The following is a 14,301-nucleotide window of genomic DNA, read 5'->3' as shown; positions in this document are numbered from 1 at the left end:
TCCTCTCAGGACAGGTCCAGCTCGTCGAGGACCCGCTCATCCCCTTGGTAGGGCTCGGATTCGCGGGGCCAGTGCACGACCAGGTCGGTGAAGCCCAGGTCGGCGAACGTGCCCGAGGCGTCCCGGAAGGACTGCGCGGAGTCCAGCACGCCCCCGACGGTCGCGCCGGTCACCAGCAGCTTCCCCGCCGACGCCGGATCCCGGCCGACCGCGACGCAGGCGTCTTCGAACGCCCGGAGCTGGTCCTTCAGCTCCGGCACGACCAGGTCCCAGCGGCGGGCGTCGAAGCGGCCCGGCGCGCCGGCGGTGAGCCACGTTTCGCCGTACCGCGCGGCCAGGCCCATCGCCTTCGGGCCGGTGGCCGCCACCGCGAACGGCAGCCGCGGCCGCTGCACGCAGCCCGGTTCCATCCGCGCGTCCTCGCAGCGGTAGTACTCGCCCTCGTACGACGTGAGCGGCTGCCGCAGCAGCAGTTCCGTCAGCTCGAGGAACTCCGCGAACCGCCCGGACCGGCTCCCCGAAGGTGCGACGCCGAAGACGCTCTCGTCGTACCCCCCGGCCCCGGAGCCGACGCCGCAGATCAGCCGGCCGCCGGAAATGTCGTCGAGCGTCATCAGCTCCTTGGCGAACGGCACCGGGTGGCGGAACGTCGGCGTCGCGACGAGCGAGCCGAGCCGCATCTTCGACGTCACCCCGGCGGCGGCGGTCAGCGTCGGCAGGCAGCCGAACCAGGTTTCGTCGCGCAGCCAGCGCCACATCAGGTGGTCGTAGGTCCAGGCGTGGTCGAACCCGAGCTCTTCGGCGCGGCGCCAGCGGTCCCGCGCGGCGGACCAGCGCTGCTCGGGCAGCAGGACGATGCCGTGGCGCACGGCTCAGTCCGCCGGGGAGCCGGCGGCGCACGCGGCGATGTCGGCGAGCAGGCCGACGAACCCGGCCTCGCACGAGCGGACCTCGGGACTGGTCAGCTCCGCCGGCGGGTCCTCCGCGTCGGACACGGAGTCGACGCCGTTCACGGACACGTCCAGCGCCACGGCGTTGAGGCGGCGCAGGAGCTGCGCGACGACGTCCGGCAGCGACGTCGGCGCCCGCAGCGTCATGAAGTAGTTGTCGTAGACGACGCCGAGGACGTCCGGGTGGTGCACGTCGGTGGCGCCGGCCGAGTCCTGCAGGAGGGACCGGCCGCTGGGCACCAGTTTCGCCGCGATCCCGCCGTGGACCCGTTGGTAGAACCCGACTTCGTCGCGCAACGCGCGGACGCCGGGCGAGTCGTCGTCCGGCAGGCCCTTGCCGCGGTAGAGGTCGCGGACCGGGGCGAAGTCCGGTGCCCAGGTGCCGCTGAACCCGCGGTGCTGCAGGAACATGCTGGGCCGGATCACCTCGTGGTAGACGCCGATCGGCGTCGAGCTGGTGTAGAGCAGCATCGCGCTGAAGCCGCGGGTGAACAGGGCCGCCGACGCCAGCGCGGCTTCGCGGTCACGCTCGCCGCGCCCGGCCAGCGCCAGCTCGCGGGCGACGAGCTGCCACAGCACGAACGTCACCTGGTGGCCGGTGATCCAGCGGAACCAGTAGAGGCGGTCGGACGACTCGACGGGTTCGACCGGGCCCGGCGCGCCGCCGCGGGAGATGTGCTCCAGGTGCGTGCACAGGCCCGCGAAGCGGGAGCAGGGGCCGTCGCCACCGGGTTCGGTGCCCGCGTCGGGGATGGTCAGCGGTTCGAGTCCGTAGGGGAAGTCGCCGAAGTCCCACCCCTCGCGCACGGGGACTCCGGTCAGCACGGGAACGGTCATCACGCCGCCTCCGGAATCCACGTGAACTCGTATTCGAGTCCGTTCACGTCGAATGCGTAGAAACTCTGCACGCCGTCGTCGTCGGTGACGATCTCCGTCGCCGGTTCGTCGCGGGTGAAATGGTAGAGACCGGATTCGTACAGTTTCATCCAGTGGCGCTGCCAGGCGCGCATTTCGGCCGGTGAACCGACCTCCATGCAGACGTGCTGGAACTGCGCGTCGCCGGGGTCGGGCGCCTGAGCTCCCTCACCGGCCCGCTCGAAGAGGTGGAACCGGGTGCCACCGGCCCTCAGCTCGACGAGCCTGACGATGCCGGGCAGCCGGCTCGTGGTCAGCTCGGAGAACTCGTCCAGGGACCAGTTTTCCTTGCAGCCGAAGAAGTCCTGGTACCACGAGACGCAGTTGCCGAGGTCGGCGGTCTGGATCCCCAGGTGGTGGAAAGTCGCCGCACGCAGTGGCGCGAGGCGCGGCGACTCGAGGGTCGCCACGGCGTTCTCGGACATGGTCGCCATCCTTTCTTCCGGCACCGGGAGAGCATTCCCAGACGGCGCCTCGAGAGTGGCCTCGATCGATCATCGGGGGCGGCGGGAGAAACAACCGCCCGATCTCTTCCGAGCCTACAGTGGTTGCCGCCGGGAAATCAAGTTGGCGGCAAAAGAATCTCGATTATCCCTATAGCCGCGCGCGATCCTCAAGTACGATCGGGAAACATGAGCGAAGACCAGTGGACGAAAATCGACACCTACACCTCGACCCTGATGGTGGAGCACGACGCCGCCCTGGACCTCGCGGCCAAGGCCAGCGCCGAGGCCGGGCTGCCGGAGATCGCGGTGGCACCCAACCAGGGCAAGTTCCTCCACCTGCTCGCCCGCACCCACGGCGCGCGCCGCATCCTCGAGATCGGCGCGTTCGGCGGCTACAGCGCGATCTGGCTGGCCCGGGCGCTGCCGGCGGGCGGCTCGCTGACCACGCTGGAGGCCGAACCGTCCTTCGCCGAGGTCGCTCGGCGCAACATCGACAACGCGGGTCTGTCCGACGTCGTCGACCTGCGCGTCGGCAAGGCCCTCGACACGCTGCCGGAGCTGGCGGGCGGTGAGCCGTTCGACTTCGTGTTCATCGACGCCGACAAGGCCAACATCCCCGAATACTTCGGCTGGGCCTTGAAGCTGACCCGCCCGGGCAGCGTGATCGTCGTCGACAACGTGGTGCTCGACGGGCTCGTCGTCGAAGCCGACAGCCCCAACCCGGCGGTTCAGGGAGTACGCCGGTTCAACCAGCTGGTGGCCGACGAACCGCGCGTCACCGCGACGACCGTGCAGACCGTCGGCAGCCGCGGCCACGACGGGTTCTGCCTGATGCTCGTCGAGAGCTGAGCGACCCACCACCGGAGGGCCTTCCCGCACCGCGGGGAGGCCCTCCGTCCTATCGGGACACACGTCAGAGCCGATCGGGGTTGATCAGGTCCGGGGCGGTCCAGCCGTCGAGGTCGTACTCGGCCAGGCACTGCTCGGCGAAGCCCTTGTAGCCGTCGACCTGCCCGGACGCCTGCTGCGCGGTGAGCATCTCGATCCGGACGTTCTCGTGGTTGCCCGAGAAGTTCCGCTCGTACAGCTCGTTGCGGCCGGCGAACTCCGTGCCGACGGAGTCCCAGATCAGCTTCATCAGCTTGACCCGCTCCACCGCGTCGTAGCCCGACGAACCCCGGACGTACTTGTCCAGGTAGGGCCGCAGCTCCGGGTTCTGGAAGTCGCTGGCGTGCGAGTTGAGGTAGATCAGCGCGCTGCCCAGGTCCTGGTGGATGATCTCCCGCACCCGGGGGTAGCCGATCGTCATGAACCAGCGGTAGGCCATGCCGTAGTCGAGCTTCGGCAGCAGCGCGCCGCCCTTCCACGGGTCCGGGTTGAGCGCCATCGCGTCGCTCAGGCCCCAGAACATGTTGCGCCACGCCAGAACCTCGCCGATGCGGGTCTGGATGCCGCGGAAGTCCCGGGTGCCGGTGACGTCGACGCCCTTGAGCAGCAGCCCGGCCAGGAAGTCCAGCTTCACCGCCAGCCGCGTCACGCCGTGGAACGTCGAGCGGTTCAGGAACCCCGACGCCGACAGGAAAGTCGCCGCCTTGGCCTGGTCGCCGTAGACGAAGACGTTCTCCCACGGGATCTTCACCTTGTCGAGCACGAAGATCGTGTCGTTCTCGTCGAGGCGGCTCGACAGCGGGTAGTCGAACGGGCTGCCCATCGTGTCGGCCTGCAGCGCGTACGACGGCCGGCAGATCAGCTTCAGCCCCGGCGAGTCCATCGGCAGCGTCGCCACCAGCGCGAACTCGCGCTTCTTCACCGGCAGCCCGTAGTGGGCGATGAAGTTGCCGTGCGTCAGCGCCGACCCGGTCGCGACGACCTTGGCGCCGCTGACGACCAGGCCGTCGTCGCGTTCTTCCTCGACGTGCACGAACACGTCCCCGACGTCGTCGGCCGCCTTGTGCCGGTCGACGGGCGGGTTGATGATCGCGTGGTTCCAGAACAGGACCTTCTCCTGCGCTTCGGCGTACCAGCGCCGGGCGTTGCCTTCGAACTCGCCGTAGTAGCCCGGGTCGACGCCCAGGGTGGTGAGGAAGCTCGCCTTGTAGTCCGGGCTGCGGCCCAGCCAGCCGTAGCTCATCCGGGCCCACTCGGCGATCGCGTCGCGGTCGCCCAGGAGATCCGTCGTGGACTTGGGTGCGCGGAAGAACTTGTGCGTGAACCCGCCGCTGCCGGTGTCGGTCGGCGTGGTCAGCACGTCCCGCTTCTCCGGGTCGTGCAGCGCGTCGTACAGCCGGGCCGTCATCCGGGCGGTGTTGCGGAACGCCGGGTGCTTGGTGACGTCGTCGACGCGCTCACCGTAGGCCCAGATCTCCCGGCCGTCGCGGATGCTTTCCAGGTACTCGTCCCCGGTCAACGGCCGGGTCGTCGTCTCGCTCACTTGCCTGCCTCCCATAGTTGGGGTGTCGGGTCGTCCAGCGACCACGACCAGTGCGGTGCCTCGGGTTCTTCGGCCAGCCGCGGGAAGTCGCCACCGAAGAACAGCAGCGGCCGCCCGCCGGCCAGGTCGAGGCCGGTCACCTCGCCGACGTGCAGCACGTGGTCGCCGCCGTCGTAGGCGCGCCACGGGGTGCACTCGACGTGCCCGACCGTGCGGCCCAGCCGCGGTACCGGCGAGTCGAGGTCGACCCACGGCACCGCGTCGTCCGCGAGGGGTTTGCCCGCGAAGTGCATCGCGAGGTCGCGCTGGTCCTCGGCCAGGATGTTGACGACGAACGGGCCGTCGCCGAGGTGCTGGACCGAGCGGCTGCGCCGGTCCAGCGAGACCAGCACGAGCGGCGGGTCCAGCGACACGGACGTGAACGCGTTGACGGTCGCGCCGCGCACCAGCTCGCCGCGGCGGTAGGTCACGACGGTGACGCCGGTGGTGAAGTGGCCGAGGAAGGCCCTCAGCCTCGCCCGGTCGAACGCCGGGGCGGATGTGGTCATGGGGTTCCTCCTTCGGTGGCGTGGTCGACTACGTCGCGCAGGATGGCCGGGCCGTCCTCGGTGAGGAACGACTCGGCGTGGAACTGGATGGTCGCCAGCCGCGGCCCGCGCAGGCCGATGACCTGGTCGTCCAGCCCGCGCACGACGTCGGCGGGCGCCCGGCCGGGCACTTCGACGCGGTCGTCGGGAGTGCGCGCGGCGAAGCTGTTGTAGAACCCGACGGCCCGGCGCTCGCCGTCGATCGTCACGTGCGCCTGACGTCCCTGGTTGGGCCGCGCGAGCCGCTGGACGGGCAGGCCCAGTTCGGCGCAGAGCACCTGGTGGCCCAGGCAGACCCCGGCGAGCGGACGGCCCGAGCGCAGCAGGTCCGCGGCCAGCGCCCGCAGGCGGCCGACCTTCGCACCATCGACGTCGTTGGGATCGCCGGGCCCCGGGCCGAGCAGCACCAAGTCGTTCTCGGGCAGCTCGCCGGCGTCCCACGGCACGGTCGTCACCGCGCAGTTCACCGACTTCAGCTGGTAGGCCAGCATCGAGGTGAACGCGTCTTCGGCGTCGACGACGGTGATGCGCACCCGCGAGCCACTGCCGGGGCGGGCGCCGTCGAGCCAGAACCGCGACTTGCCCCGGTTGCGGGCCTTCAGCGCGGAGCGCACCTCGTCCGACGACGTCGGCGGCGGGGGCGTCGCGGCCTGGCGGGCTTCGCCGGACAACGACTTCAGGACCGCCGACACCTTCGCCGTCGTCTCGGCGGCTTCCGAGAGCGGCGCGGATTCGCGCACGATCGTCGACCCGGCCGCCAGCCGGACGTCGCCGCCCGGCGAGATGTCCGCGGTGCGGATGAGGATCGCCGAGTCCAGCGAGCGCCGGCCGTCGTCGTCGCTGCCGACGAGCCCGACGACGCCGCTGTAGTAGCCGCGTCCCTTCGGCTCGTACCGGCGGATCACCCGGCAGGCGTTGACCAGTGGGCTGCCGGTGACGGTCGGCGCGAGCAGCGTGTGCCGCAGCACCTCGGTCAGCGGTTTCCCGGTCTCGCCTTCCAGGGAGTACTCGGTGTGCGCCAGCCGCGACATGCGCCGCAGCCGCGGCCCGGACACCCGGATGCCGCGGTCGCAGAGCTCGGCCATCATCTTCAGTTCCTCGTCGACGACCATGCACAGCTCGTCGGCCTCCTTCTCGTCGTGGAGGAACTCGAGCAGGCCTTCGGCGTCGGCGCCGCCTTCCGGGTAGCGGTAGGTGCCGCTGATCGGGTTCATGGTCACCGTGCGGTCGAACAGCCGGACGTGCTGCTCGGGCGTGCTGCCCAGCAGGTAGCGCTCGCCGGTGAAGACCAGGAACGTCCAGTAGGCGCCGGCTTCCGCGCCGAGCAGCCGTTTGAACACCGCCCGCGCGACATCGTCGTCGAAGCCGGGGAAGCGGCCGCGCAGGCTGCGGGAGAGCACGAAGTTCGCGCCCTCCCCCGCGCCGATCTCGTCGTCGAGGATCCGCTCGACCGTGCGGGCGTACTCGTCGTCGCCCAGGTCGAACGCGCGCTGTTCCAGCGGCGGGGCGCCGTCGGGCAGGGCCGCGAGGGTCTCGGCGACGGTGAGCGTCGTCTGGGACTCGATGTCCATCACCTGCAACGGGACCTGGTCGTCCGGGCAGTCGTAGCCCCGCTCGGCGAGCTGCCGGTACGGGAGCAGGACGAGTTTCGTGTGCCGGCCGCGGCCTTCCCAGGCGCCTTCGTCCAGGGTCAGGTCGGCCAGCCGCTCGGCCGTGCGGACCGGCCCGGAGACGACCTCGACCTGGTCGCCGCGGCCGCTGCCGGGCCGGTGCAGGATCGCGTACGGCGACCCCGCGCGGATCGGCAGGCCACTCACGCGACCACCGCGCCTTCCAGCTGCCCGACCAGCGCCGCGGTGGTCGTGGCGACCGCGCAGTTGGCGGCGGCGTAGTCCACCGCCAGCCGGTGCTCGTCCGGGCCGAAGTCCGCGACGGCGTCGGCGACGAAGAACGTCTCGATGTCGTGCGTGAACGCCTCGACGGCGGTGACCAGGCAGCCGACGTGCGCGTAGATCCCGCAGACGATCAGCTGGTCGCGCCCGGCCGCCCGCAGCCGCTCGAGCAGGTCGGTGCGGTGGAACGCGCTGTAGCGCCACTTCGTCAGCACGACGTCCGACGGCGTCGGCGCCAGCTCGTCGATCACCTGCCGGTCGGCCGGGGTGGCCTTCATGCCCGGGCCCCAGATGTCGTGCAGCAGCCCGCGGTCCTCCGGCGTCATCGAGCCGGGCTGGGCGGTGTAGAACACCGGGATCCCCAGCCGGTCGGCGGTTTCCCGCGCGGTGACGACGTTGCGGACGAGCGTCCGCCGCAGTGCGCCGTCCTCCGGGTAGAAGCCGAGGAAGTAGCGCTGCATGTCGTGGATCAGCAGGGCCGCGCGGCCCGGGTGGGCCCGCCAGCCCGCGGTGCTGACCGGGACGGTCGTGGGCAGGTCGTACGGTTCGATCGTGATGCCGCTCATCAGGCCTCCTTCAGACCGCGCCGAGGGCCGCGCCGCCGTCGACGAGCAGGGTCGCGAGGGTCACGTGCCGGGCGTCGTCGGACAGCAGGAACGCCACGCTGCGGGCGACGTCCTCGGGTGAACCGATGCGCCCCAGCGGGATGCCCAGCCGGAACTGGCCGGGATCACCGTCCAAGGTGGACTTCGAGCCGGTCTCGTCCGTCCACATGGACCGGAGCATCGGGGTGTCGGTCGACCCCGGCGCGACGACGTTGCAGCGGATGCCGAGCGGGGCGAGGTCCAGGCCGAGGCTGTGGGTCAGGCTGGTCGCGGCTGCCTTCGACGCGGCGTAGGCGGCCATGTGGCTGCGGGGCACGCCCGCGGCGTTCGACGCCACGGTGACGATCGAGCCGCTCTTCCGGCTCGTCATCCGGCGCGAGACCGCCCGGCAGACGTGGAAGACGCCGGTCGCGTTGACCGCGAAGGTCGCGTTCCAGTCCTCGTCGGACAGGTCGGCCACGCGGCCCATCCGCAGCACCCCGGCGACGTTCGCCAGGCCGTCGATCGGCCCGAACCCGGTCTCGACGCGCTCGACCGCCGCATCGACCTCGGCGCTGGAGGTGACGTCCACGGTGTAGGTGTAGACACTGCGGCCGTCGTCCAGCAGCGGCTTCGCGACCAGGGCCAAGGCGGCTTCGTCGCGGTCGAACAACGCCAGGGTGTGCCCGCGCTCGGCCAGGAGGGTCGCGGTGGCGGCACCGATGCCGCTCGCCGCGCCGGTCACCAGGGTCACGCTCATGACGCCAGCTCCGTCCGGAGTTCGTGGGCCGCCTCGGGCTGCCAGCTCGCGGTCAGCGCGACGGCCTGGGTCAGGTTCAGCCGCGGGTCGCACAGCGTCGTGTAGCCGGGTCCGCGCGACGCCGTGATGCCGGCGCCGTGGCACTCCGAGATCTCGCTGGGCGAGGCCTCCACGTGCAGCCCGGCGCACGCGCCGCCCTCCCCCGTGACGATCCGGACGAACTGGCGCAGCTCGTTCATGATGTCCTCGAGCCAGCGCACCTTGAGCCCGTCGTCGGCGACGACGGTGTTGCCGTGCATGGGATCGCACAGCCACAGCACCGGGTGCCCGGCGTCGCGCACCGCCCGCACCAGCGGCGCGAGCTGCCCGATCCGAGCCGCGCCGAACCGCGGGATCAGCGTGAGCCGCCCCGGGGTGCGGAAGGGGTCGAGCCGCGCGCACAGCCGCAGGACGTCCTCGATCGGGGCCTTCGCGCTCACCTTCGCCGCCACCGGGTTGACCACGGTGGACAGCAGGTGCACGTGGGCGCCGTCCGAGCGCCGGGTCCGCTCGCCGATCCACGGCCAGTGCGTCGAGGCCAGGTAGTTCCGGCCGCCCGGCATCCGGCGCAGGAGCGGGACTTCGTAGTCCAGCAGCAGCGCCTCGTGGCTCGTCCAGATCCGCTCGGCCGGCTCGGCCGCGGAGCCCCGGCCGAGGCGGCCGAGAGAAGCGCGGACGCCGAGCGCGGCTTCGTGCGCGTCGAGGATCCGGCCCGGGTCGGGGCGCCGGGCCTCGGGGGTCGGCTCGGGGCTGTTGACGATCGGGCCGCGGTAGACCGGCAGCTCGCGGCCGTCGACCTCCTCGACGTTCGCCGAGCGCGGCTTGGCGTACTGGCCCGCGATCCGGCCGACTTCCAGGACCGGGCGGCCGGAGCCGACGCGCATCACCTCCGCGAGCGTGTCGAGCATGCCGACCTTGCGGGCCACGGCCCGGACACCGGCATCGGCCGGGTCCTCGGCGCAGTCGCCGGCCTGCAGGACGCAGAACTCGCCTTCGGCCGCGCGGGCCAGCAGGGAGCGCAGCTGGAGCACTTCGGCGGGGCCGACGACGTCTTCGCGCTCGGCCAGGGTGTCGCGGACCTCGGCGAGCGCGTGCGGGTCGGGCCACTCGGGTTGCTGGGCGGCCGGGTAGCCGGTCAGGGTCTCGGCGCTCGGCTCGGGGGTGCGGTGCAGCACCGGCCGGGCGCGTGCGGGCAGCGTCTTCCTCATCGCGCATTCCTTGCTGGAGAGGGAAAATCGGGAAAGAACAGGGGCGATCCGGCCTCAGCCGGTGAATTCGCCCGTTTCACGGAAATAGCCGATCATTTTCGTGAACACGGCCGGGGTGATCTCCGGCCAGCGCAGGCCCAGCCGGGCCAGTTCGCGTCCGGTGCGCTCGTTGGCGTAGGTGTTGTCGCCGATGTCGAGCGCGCCTTCCTGGTAGAGCGGAGCCATCGCGGACAGCGGGTTGGCGCGGTCGGCGAGCGCCGCCCGCCACTCCTCCACCGGGATCTCCCGCAGCGGGTACCCCAGTTCGCGGATGGCCCGGTAGACGACGTCGAAGGTCTTGATGCCGGGGTTGAACAGGTGCCACGTCCGGTTCTCCGCGGGCCGGGCCCGGGACAGCCGGACCAGCGCGCGGCCGACGAAGTCGACCGGCAGCAGGTCGGTGTCGTGCTCCTCGGGCGGCGGGACCACCCCCAGTTCGAGGAAGCTCTTGACCTGGCGCCACAGGAAGTCCTCGGTCTGCAGGGCGCCGGTCTCGCTGTCGCCGGCGATCCGGCCGATGCGGTAGATCGTCACCGGCACCCCGCGGTCGCGGGCCAGCCGCGCGACCTCTTCGGCGACCCACTTGCTCTGGGTGTAGCCGATCGTCAGGTCCTCGGCGTCGTCCGGGACGTCGTCCTCGGTGATCGCCTCGGCGCGGGGTTTCGGCGAGAACACCGCCACCGTCGAGGTGTAGTGCACCGGCTTGACCGGCCCGGCCGCCGCGAACTCGACGATCCGGGCCAGACCGTCCACATTGGCCTGTTTCACCGAAGCGTACGGCGCGACGAAGTTGATGTGCGCCGCCGTGTGGTGGATCGTCCCGACGCGGTGGGCGAGGTCGTCGTAGTCCTTTTCGGACAGACCGAGCCGGTCGGCGGCGAGGTCGCCCGGCACGGCGGTGACACGGTCGCGGTCCAGGACCTTCCCGATCCCGTACCGGTCGGCCGTGGCGGCGATCCGCTCCCACGCGGCGTCGGCGTCCGGGGCGCGGACCAGGCAGTGCACCCGGTCGCCGGTCTCCGCCAGCAGCTCGCGCAGCAGGTGGATGCCGAGGAACCCGGTCGCCCCGGTGAGCAGGACGTCCTCGGCGGTGGCCACCCCTTCGGTCGCGCGGATGTGCTCCGGCAGCTTGACGTCGGCGCGCAGGTCGACGCGGTCGCCGGTGTCGTCCCCGGACCGGAGCGCGTCGATGCGCGCGGCCATCCCCCCGACGGTCGGGTTGTCGAAGAGCACGCGCAGCGGGACGTCGACGGCGAACCGCTTGCGCAGCCGGTACATCAGCTCGGTGGCGAGGATCGAGTGCCCGCCGGCGGCGAAGAAGTCCTCGTCGAGGCCGACGCCGCCGGTGCCCAGCAGGTCCGTCCACGCTTCGGCGACGGCCAGCTCGGTCGGCGTCTCCGGCGGCCGTGCCGTGGTCGCCGTGCCGGGGTCGAACAGGTCCGGCAGCGCCTTGCGGTCGATCTTGCCGCTGGGCGCGGTCGGCAGCGCGGCGAGCCGCACGAAGTGCGACGGCACCAGGTAGTCCGGCAGCGACCCGGACAGCGCCGTCCGCACCGCGGCCGGGTCGATCTCGTGCCCGGTGACGAGGTAGCCGACCAGCCGCCGGTCGCCCGCGCCGAACGCCACCGCGGCGACGGCCGACGCGCTGACGTCCGGCAGCTCGTTCAGCGCCGCCTCGACCTCGGCCGGCTCGACGCGGTAGCCGCGGATCTTGATCTGGGTGTCGGCGCGGCCGAGGTAGCCGAACTCGCCGTCACGGTCGTAGCGGACCAGGTCGCCGGTGCGGTAGAGGCGCCCGAACGGCGTCTCCACGAACCGTTCGCGGGTCTGCTCGGGCAGGCCGTGGTAGCCGGGCGAGAGCAGGTCGCCGCCGAGGTACAGCTCCCCCGGCACGCCGGGCGGCACGAGCCGCCCGCCCTCGTCGAGGGCCAGCATCGACAGGCCCCCGATCGGGCCGCCGATCGACGGTGCCTCCGGCCACCCGGCCGGGTCCCCGGTCAGCTCGTGCGCGGACGCCAGGTGCGTCTCGGACGGGCCGTACATGTTGAGGAAGCGGATTTCCGGGCGCCGGGCGAAGAATTCGCGGATCTGCGGGGTGATGACCAGCTGCTCGCCGACGGAGGCGACCTCCACCAGGTCCGGGAACGGCTGGTCCTCGGCCACGGCGGCCAGCTGCTGCACGGCGACGTACGGCAGGTAGGTCCGGGAAATCCGGTGGTCGCGCAGGAAACCGGTCAGCCGGTGCAGGTCCTTCTGCAGGTCTTCGTCGATCAGCACGAGCGTGCCGCCGGCGCAGAGCGTCCCCAGGATCTCCATCACCGAGACGTCGAACGACAGCGTCATGTACTGCAACGTCCGGCCGGTCGCGCCGATCGGCGAAGTCCGCCGCATGTACTCGACGAGGTTGGTGACCGTCGCTTCGGTGAGCACGACGCCCTTGGGGCGCCCGGTGGACCCGGACGTGTAGATCACGTAGATCTCGTCGTCGCCGCTCTTGAGCCGCCCCAGATCCGACTCGTCGGTGGCTTCCGGCTCCGCCGACTCCAGCACCAGCGCGACGCCGGAGTCGGCCAGCATGTACTCGATCCGCTCGGCCGGGTACGACGGGTCGACCGGCACGTACGCGGCCCCCGCCTTCAGGACCGCCAGCAGCGCGACGACCATCTCCGGCGACCGCGGCACGTGGATGCCGACGCGGTCGCCGCGGCCCACGCCCTTCGCCCGCAGGTCCCGGGCCAGACGGTTGGCCCGCCCGTTGAGTTCGCGGTAGGTCAGGACGCGGTCGCCGTGTTCCAGCGCGGGCGCGTCCGGGGTGACCGCGGCCTGCGACTCGACCAGCTCCGCGACCGGGCGGCGGGTGGTGTCCTCCGGCGGCGGCGCGCACCAGTCCAGGACCTCGCGCTGCTGCTCTTCCGAGAGCAGGCCCAGGTCGCCGACGGTACCGCCGGGGTTTTCGACGAGCGCTTCGAGCAGCCGGACGTACCGGTCGCCGAACGCCTCGACGGTCTCGCGGTCGAACAACGCCGTGTCGTACTCGAAGACCCCGCGCAGCGCGGTGCCGTCCTGCTCGACGATCAGCGACAGGTCGTACTTCGAGCTGCGGCTGACGTAGAGGTCGAGATCGGCGTCCAGGCCGAGCCGGTCCAGGGCCGCCCAGTCGGAGTCCGGCAGCACGAACATGGTCTGGAAGACCGGTGCGTGGCTCGGGCTGCGCGGCGGGTTGACCCGCTCGATGACCTTCTCGAACGGCGCGTCCTTGTGCCGCAGCGCCTCGGTGACCTCGGTGCTCGCCTGCGCGTACAGCTCCCGCAGCGGCAGGTCGGCGCGCACGTCGTGGCGGAAGACGACCATGTTGACGAAGTAGCCGAGCATGTCGGCCGTCTCCGGCAGGTCCCGCAGCGAGACGGGACTGCCGACGAGGAGGTCGTCCTGCCGCGTGTGCCGGTGCAGGAACGCGGCGTAGGCGGCCTCCAGCAGCATGAACAGTGTGACGCCCTCGTCGGCGGCGAGCCGGCGCAGCCGGTCGGTCAACTCAGGCGGGAGGTCGAACCGGACGATTTCGCCTCGGTGCGACTGCTCCTGCGGCCGCGGCCGGTCCGTCGGCAGGTCCAGCAGCGGCAGCGGCCCGGCGAGCCGGGACTCCCAGTGCGCGAGCAGCTCCTCGAGCCGCTCGCCGCGGACGGTTTCCCGTTGCCTGCGCGCGAAGTCGCGGTACTGCGGCCGGGGGCCGCCTTCGTCGTAGGCGTCCCCGGCGAGCGTGGCGTGGTAGCGGGTGAACCACTCGGTGAGGAACACCCCGGCCGACGCCGCGTCGAAGACGATGTGGTGGATGCTGCACACGACGTGCGTCGGCCCGTCGGGCTCGACCGCGCAGACCACCTTGACCAGTGGCCCGGTGGCCAGGTCGAACTCGGTGTCGACGACCTCGGCGACGACGTCGTCCAGTGGTCGTGTGGCGCTCAGCTCGACCGTCGAGAAGTCGCACGCCGGTTCGGCGCCGACGTGCTGGCGGACGTCGCCGTCTTCGGCGGAGAACGTGGTCCGCAGGATTTCGTGGCGGGCCATGAGCGCGCGCAGGCTGTCGTGGAGCACGCCGGTGTCGAGCGGCGTCTTGACGGTGAACACGAACGGCGCGTTGTACGCCGCCGGGCGCGGCGAGTACTGGTCGATGAACCAGATGCCGCGCTGGCCGTAGGACGCGGGCGCCGGGCCGCGGTCCGTGCTCGCGGTCAGCCCGGGCGGGCCGCCCCGCAGTTCGTCGATGTGCCGGGCCAGGTCGGCGGGATCTTGGTGCCGCCGGACGTCCTCGGCCCCCAGGGTGACCCCCAGCAGCGCACTGAGCAGCCCGGCGAACTGCTCGTGGCCGGCCACACCGTCGGCGGTGACGCCGGACCGGGTCCGGCGGATCACCGACTCGAGTGGGTTTTCCATGGTGTCGGTACCTCTCCGA

At 71.7% G+C, this 14,301-nt stretch carries 11 protein-coding genes; 1 reads left to right on the top strand and 10 read right to left on the bottom strand.

Annotated features, from left to right (window positions below):
- Positions 1–5: 5 nt before the first annotated feature.
- Genes AA23TX_RS13445 through AA23TX_RS13435 form a run of 3 tightly spaced genes read right to left on the bottom strand, consistent with a single transcriptional unit; the run spans position 6 to position 2,290 of the window.
- Positions 6–869, bottom strand: a complete 864-nt coding sequence (locus AA23TX_RS13445) for an LLM class flavin-dependent oxidoreductase (RefSeq protein ID WP_155542859.1) — start codon at positions 867–869, stop codon at positions 6–8.
- A gap of 3 nt (positions 870–872) precedes the next feature.
- Positions 873–1,787, bottom strand: a complete 915-nt coding sequence (locus AA23TX_RS13440) for a 3-methyl-L-tyrosine peroxygenase-related protein (protein ID WP_155542858.1) — start codon at positions 1,785–1,787, stop codon at positions 873–875.
- Positions 1,787–2,290 (bottom strand): VOC family protein, encoded by a 504-nt coding sequence (locus tag AA23TX_RS13435; protein WP_230862474.1) that lies wholly within the window; start codon positions 2,288–2,290, stop codon positions 1,787–1,789. The genes AA23TX_RS13440 and AA23TX_RS13435 overlap by 1 nt, the downstream gene beginning before the upstream one ends.
- A gap of 207 nt (positions 2,291–2,497) precedes the next feature.
- On the opposite strand from AA23TX_RS13435, the gene AA23TX_RS13430 reads away from it, so the two are divergent.
- The gene (locus AA23TX_RS13430; RefSeq protein ID WP_155542857.1) at positions 2,498–3,160 is read left to right on the top strand and encodes an O-methyltransferase; all 663 of its coding nucleotides are present in this window, start codon (positions 2,498–2,500) and stop codon (positions 3,158–3,160) included.
- Between the two features lie 64 nt (positions 3,161–3,224).
- Here AA23TX_RS13430 and AA23TX_RS13425 read toward each other — a convergent pair whose 3' ends face one another.
- Genes AA23TX_RS13425 through AA23TX_RS13395 form a run of 7 tightly spaced genes read right to left on the bottom strand, consistent with a single transcriptional unit; the run spans position 3,225 to position 14,282 of the window.
- Positions 3,225–4,757: a 4-hydroxyphenylacetate 3-hydroxylase family protein gene (locus AA23TX_RS13425; protein ID WP_155542856.1), complete on the bottom strand. Its 1,533-nt coding sequence runs from the start codon at positions 4,755–4,757 to the stop codon at positions 3,225–3,227.
- Complete coding sequence (locus tag AA23TX_RS13420; RefSeq protein ID WP_155542855.1) at positions 4,739–5,290, bottom strand: flavin reductase family protein; 552 nt, start codon at positions 5,288–5,290, stop codon at positions 4,739–4,741. The genes AA23TX_RS13425 and AA23TX_RS13420 overlap by 19 nt, the downstream gene beginning before the upstream one ends.
- Positions 5,287–7,146, bottom strand: a complete 1,860-nt coding sequence (locus tag AA23TX_RS13415) for a chorismate-binding protein (protein WP_155542854.1) — start codon at positions 7,144–7,146, stop codon at positions 5,287–5,289. The genes AA23TX_RS13420 and AA23TX_RS13415 overlap by 4 nt, the downstream gene beginning before the upstream one ends.
- Positions 7,143–7,787 (bottom strand): isochorismatase family protein, encoded by a 645-nt coding sequence (locus AA23TX_RS13410; RefSeq protein ID WP_155542853.1) that lies wholly within the window; start codon positions 7,785–7,787, stop codon positions 7,143–7,145. The genes AA23TX_RS13415 and AA23TX_RS13410 overlap by 4 nt, the downstream gene beginning before the upstream one ends.
- 10 nt (positions 7,788–7,797) lie before the next feature.
- On the bottom strand, positions 7,798–8,565 hold the full coding sequence (locus tag AA23TX_RS13405) for a 2,3-dihydro-2,3-dihydroxybenzoate dehydrogenase (protein WP_155542852.1): 768 nt from the start codon (positions 8,563–8,565) through the stop codon (positions 7,798–7,800).
- The gene (locus tag AA23TX_RS13400; RefSeq protein WP_155542851.1) at positions 8,562–9,812 is read right to left on the bottom strand and encodes a 3-deoxy-7-phosphoheptulonate synthase; all 1,251 of its coding nucleotides are present in this window, start codon (positions 9,810–9,812) and stop codon (positions 8,562–8,564) included. The genes AA23TX_RS13405 and AA23TX_RS13400 overlap by 4 nt, the downstream gene beginning before the upstream one ends.
- Positions 9,813–9,866: 54 nt before the next feature.
- A complete protein-coding gene (locus tag AA23TX_RS13395) occupies positions 9,867–14,282 on the bottom strand; it encodes a non-ribosomal peptide synthetase (RefSeq protein ID WP_155542850.1) in 4,416 nt (1,471 codons plus the stop codon).
- Between the last annotated feature and the right edge of the window lie 19 nt (positions 14,283–14,301).

It is taken from the genome of Amycolatopsis camponoti, assembly GCF_902497555.1.
In the GTDB taxonomy this organism is placed as follows: Bacteria; Actinomycetota; Actinomycetes; order Mycobacteriales; family Pseudonocardiaceae; genus Amycolatopsis; species Amycolatopsis camponoti.
The sequence above is the reverse complement of the archived record's forward strand: the minus strand, read 5'-3'. Positions and strand labels throughout refer to the sequence as shown.

Bases quoted from the DNA above. Each gene is read 5' to 3' on its own strand.
- AA23TX_RS13410 (WP_155542853.1), bottom strand. From the start codon at position 7,787: ATGAGCGGCATCACGATCGAACCGTACGACCTGCCCACGACCGTCCCG.
- AA23TX_RS13420 (WP_155542855.1), bottom strand. From the start codon at position 5,290: ATGACCACATCCGCCCCGGCGTTCGACCGGGCGAGGCTGAGGGCCTTC.
- AA23TX_RS13405 (WP_155542852.1), bottom strand. From the start codon at position 8,565: ATGAGCGTGACCCTGGTGACCGGCGCGGCGAGCGGCATCGGTGCCGCC.
- AA23TX_RS13400 (WP_155542851.1), bottom strand. From the start codon at position 9,812: ATGAGGAAGACGCTGCCCGCACGCGCCCGGCCGGTGCTGCACCGCACC.
- AA23TX_RS13425 (WP_155542856.1), bottom strand. From the start codon at position 4,757: ATGGGAGGCAGGCAAGTGAGCGAGACGACGACCCGGCCGTTGACCGGG.
- AA23TX_RS13395 (WP_155542850.1), bottom strand. From the start codon at position 14,282: ATGGAAAACCCACTCGAGTCGGTGATCCGCCGGACCCGGTCCGGCGTC.
- AA23TX_RS13435 (WP_230862474.1), bottom strand. From the start codon at position 2,290: ATGTCCGAGAACGCCGTGGCGACCCTCGAGTCGCCGCGCCTCGCGCCA.
- AA23TX_RS13430 (WP_155542857.1), top strand. From the start codon at position 2,498: ATGAGCGAAGACCAGTGGACGAAAATCGACACCTACACCTCGACCCTG.
- AA23TX_RS13440 (WP_155542858.1), bottom strand. From the start codon at position 1,787: ATGACCGTTCCCGTGCTGACCGGAGTCCCCGTGCGCGAGGGGTGGGAC.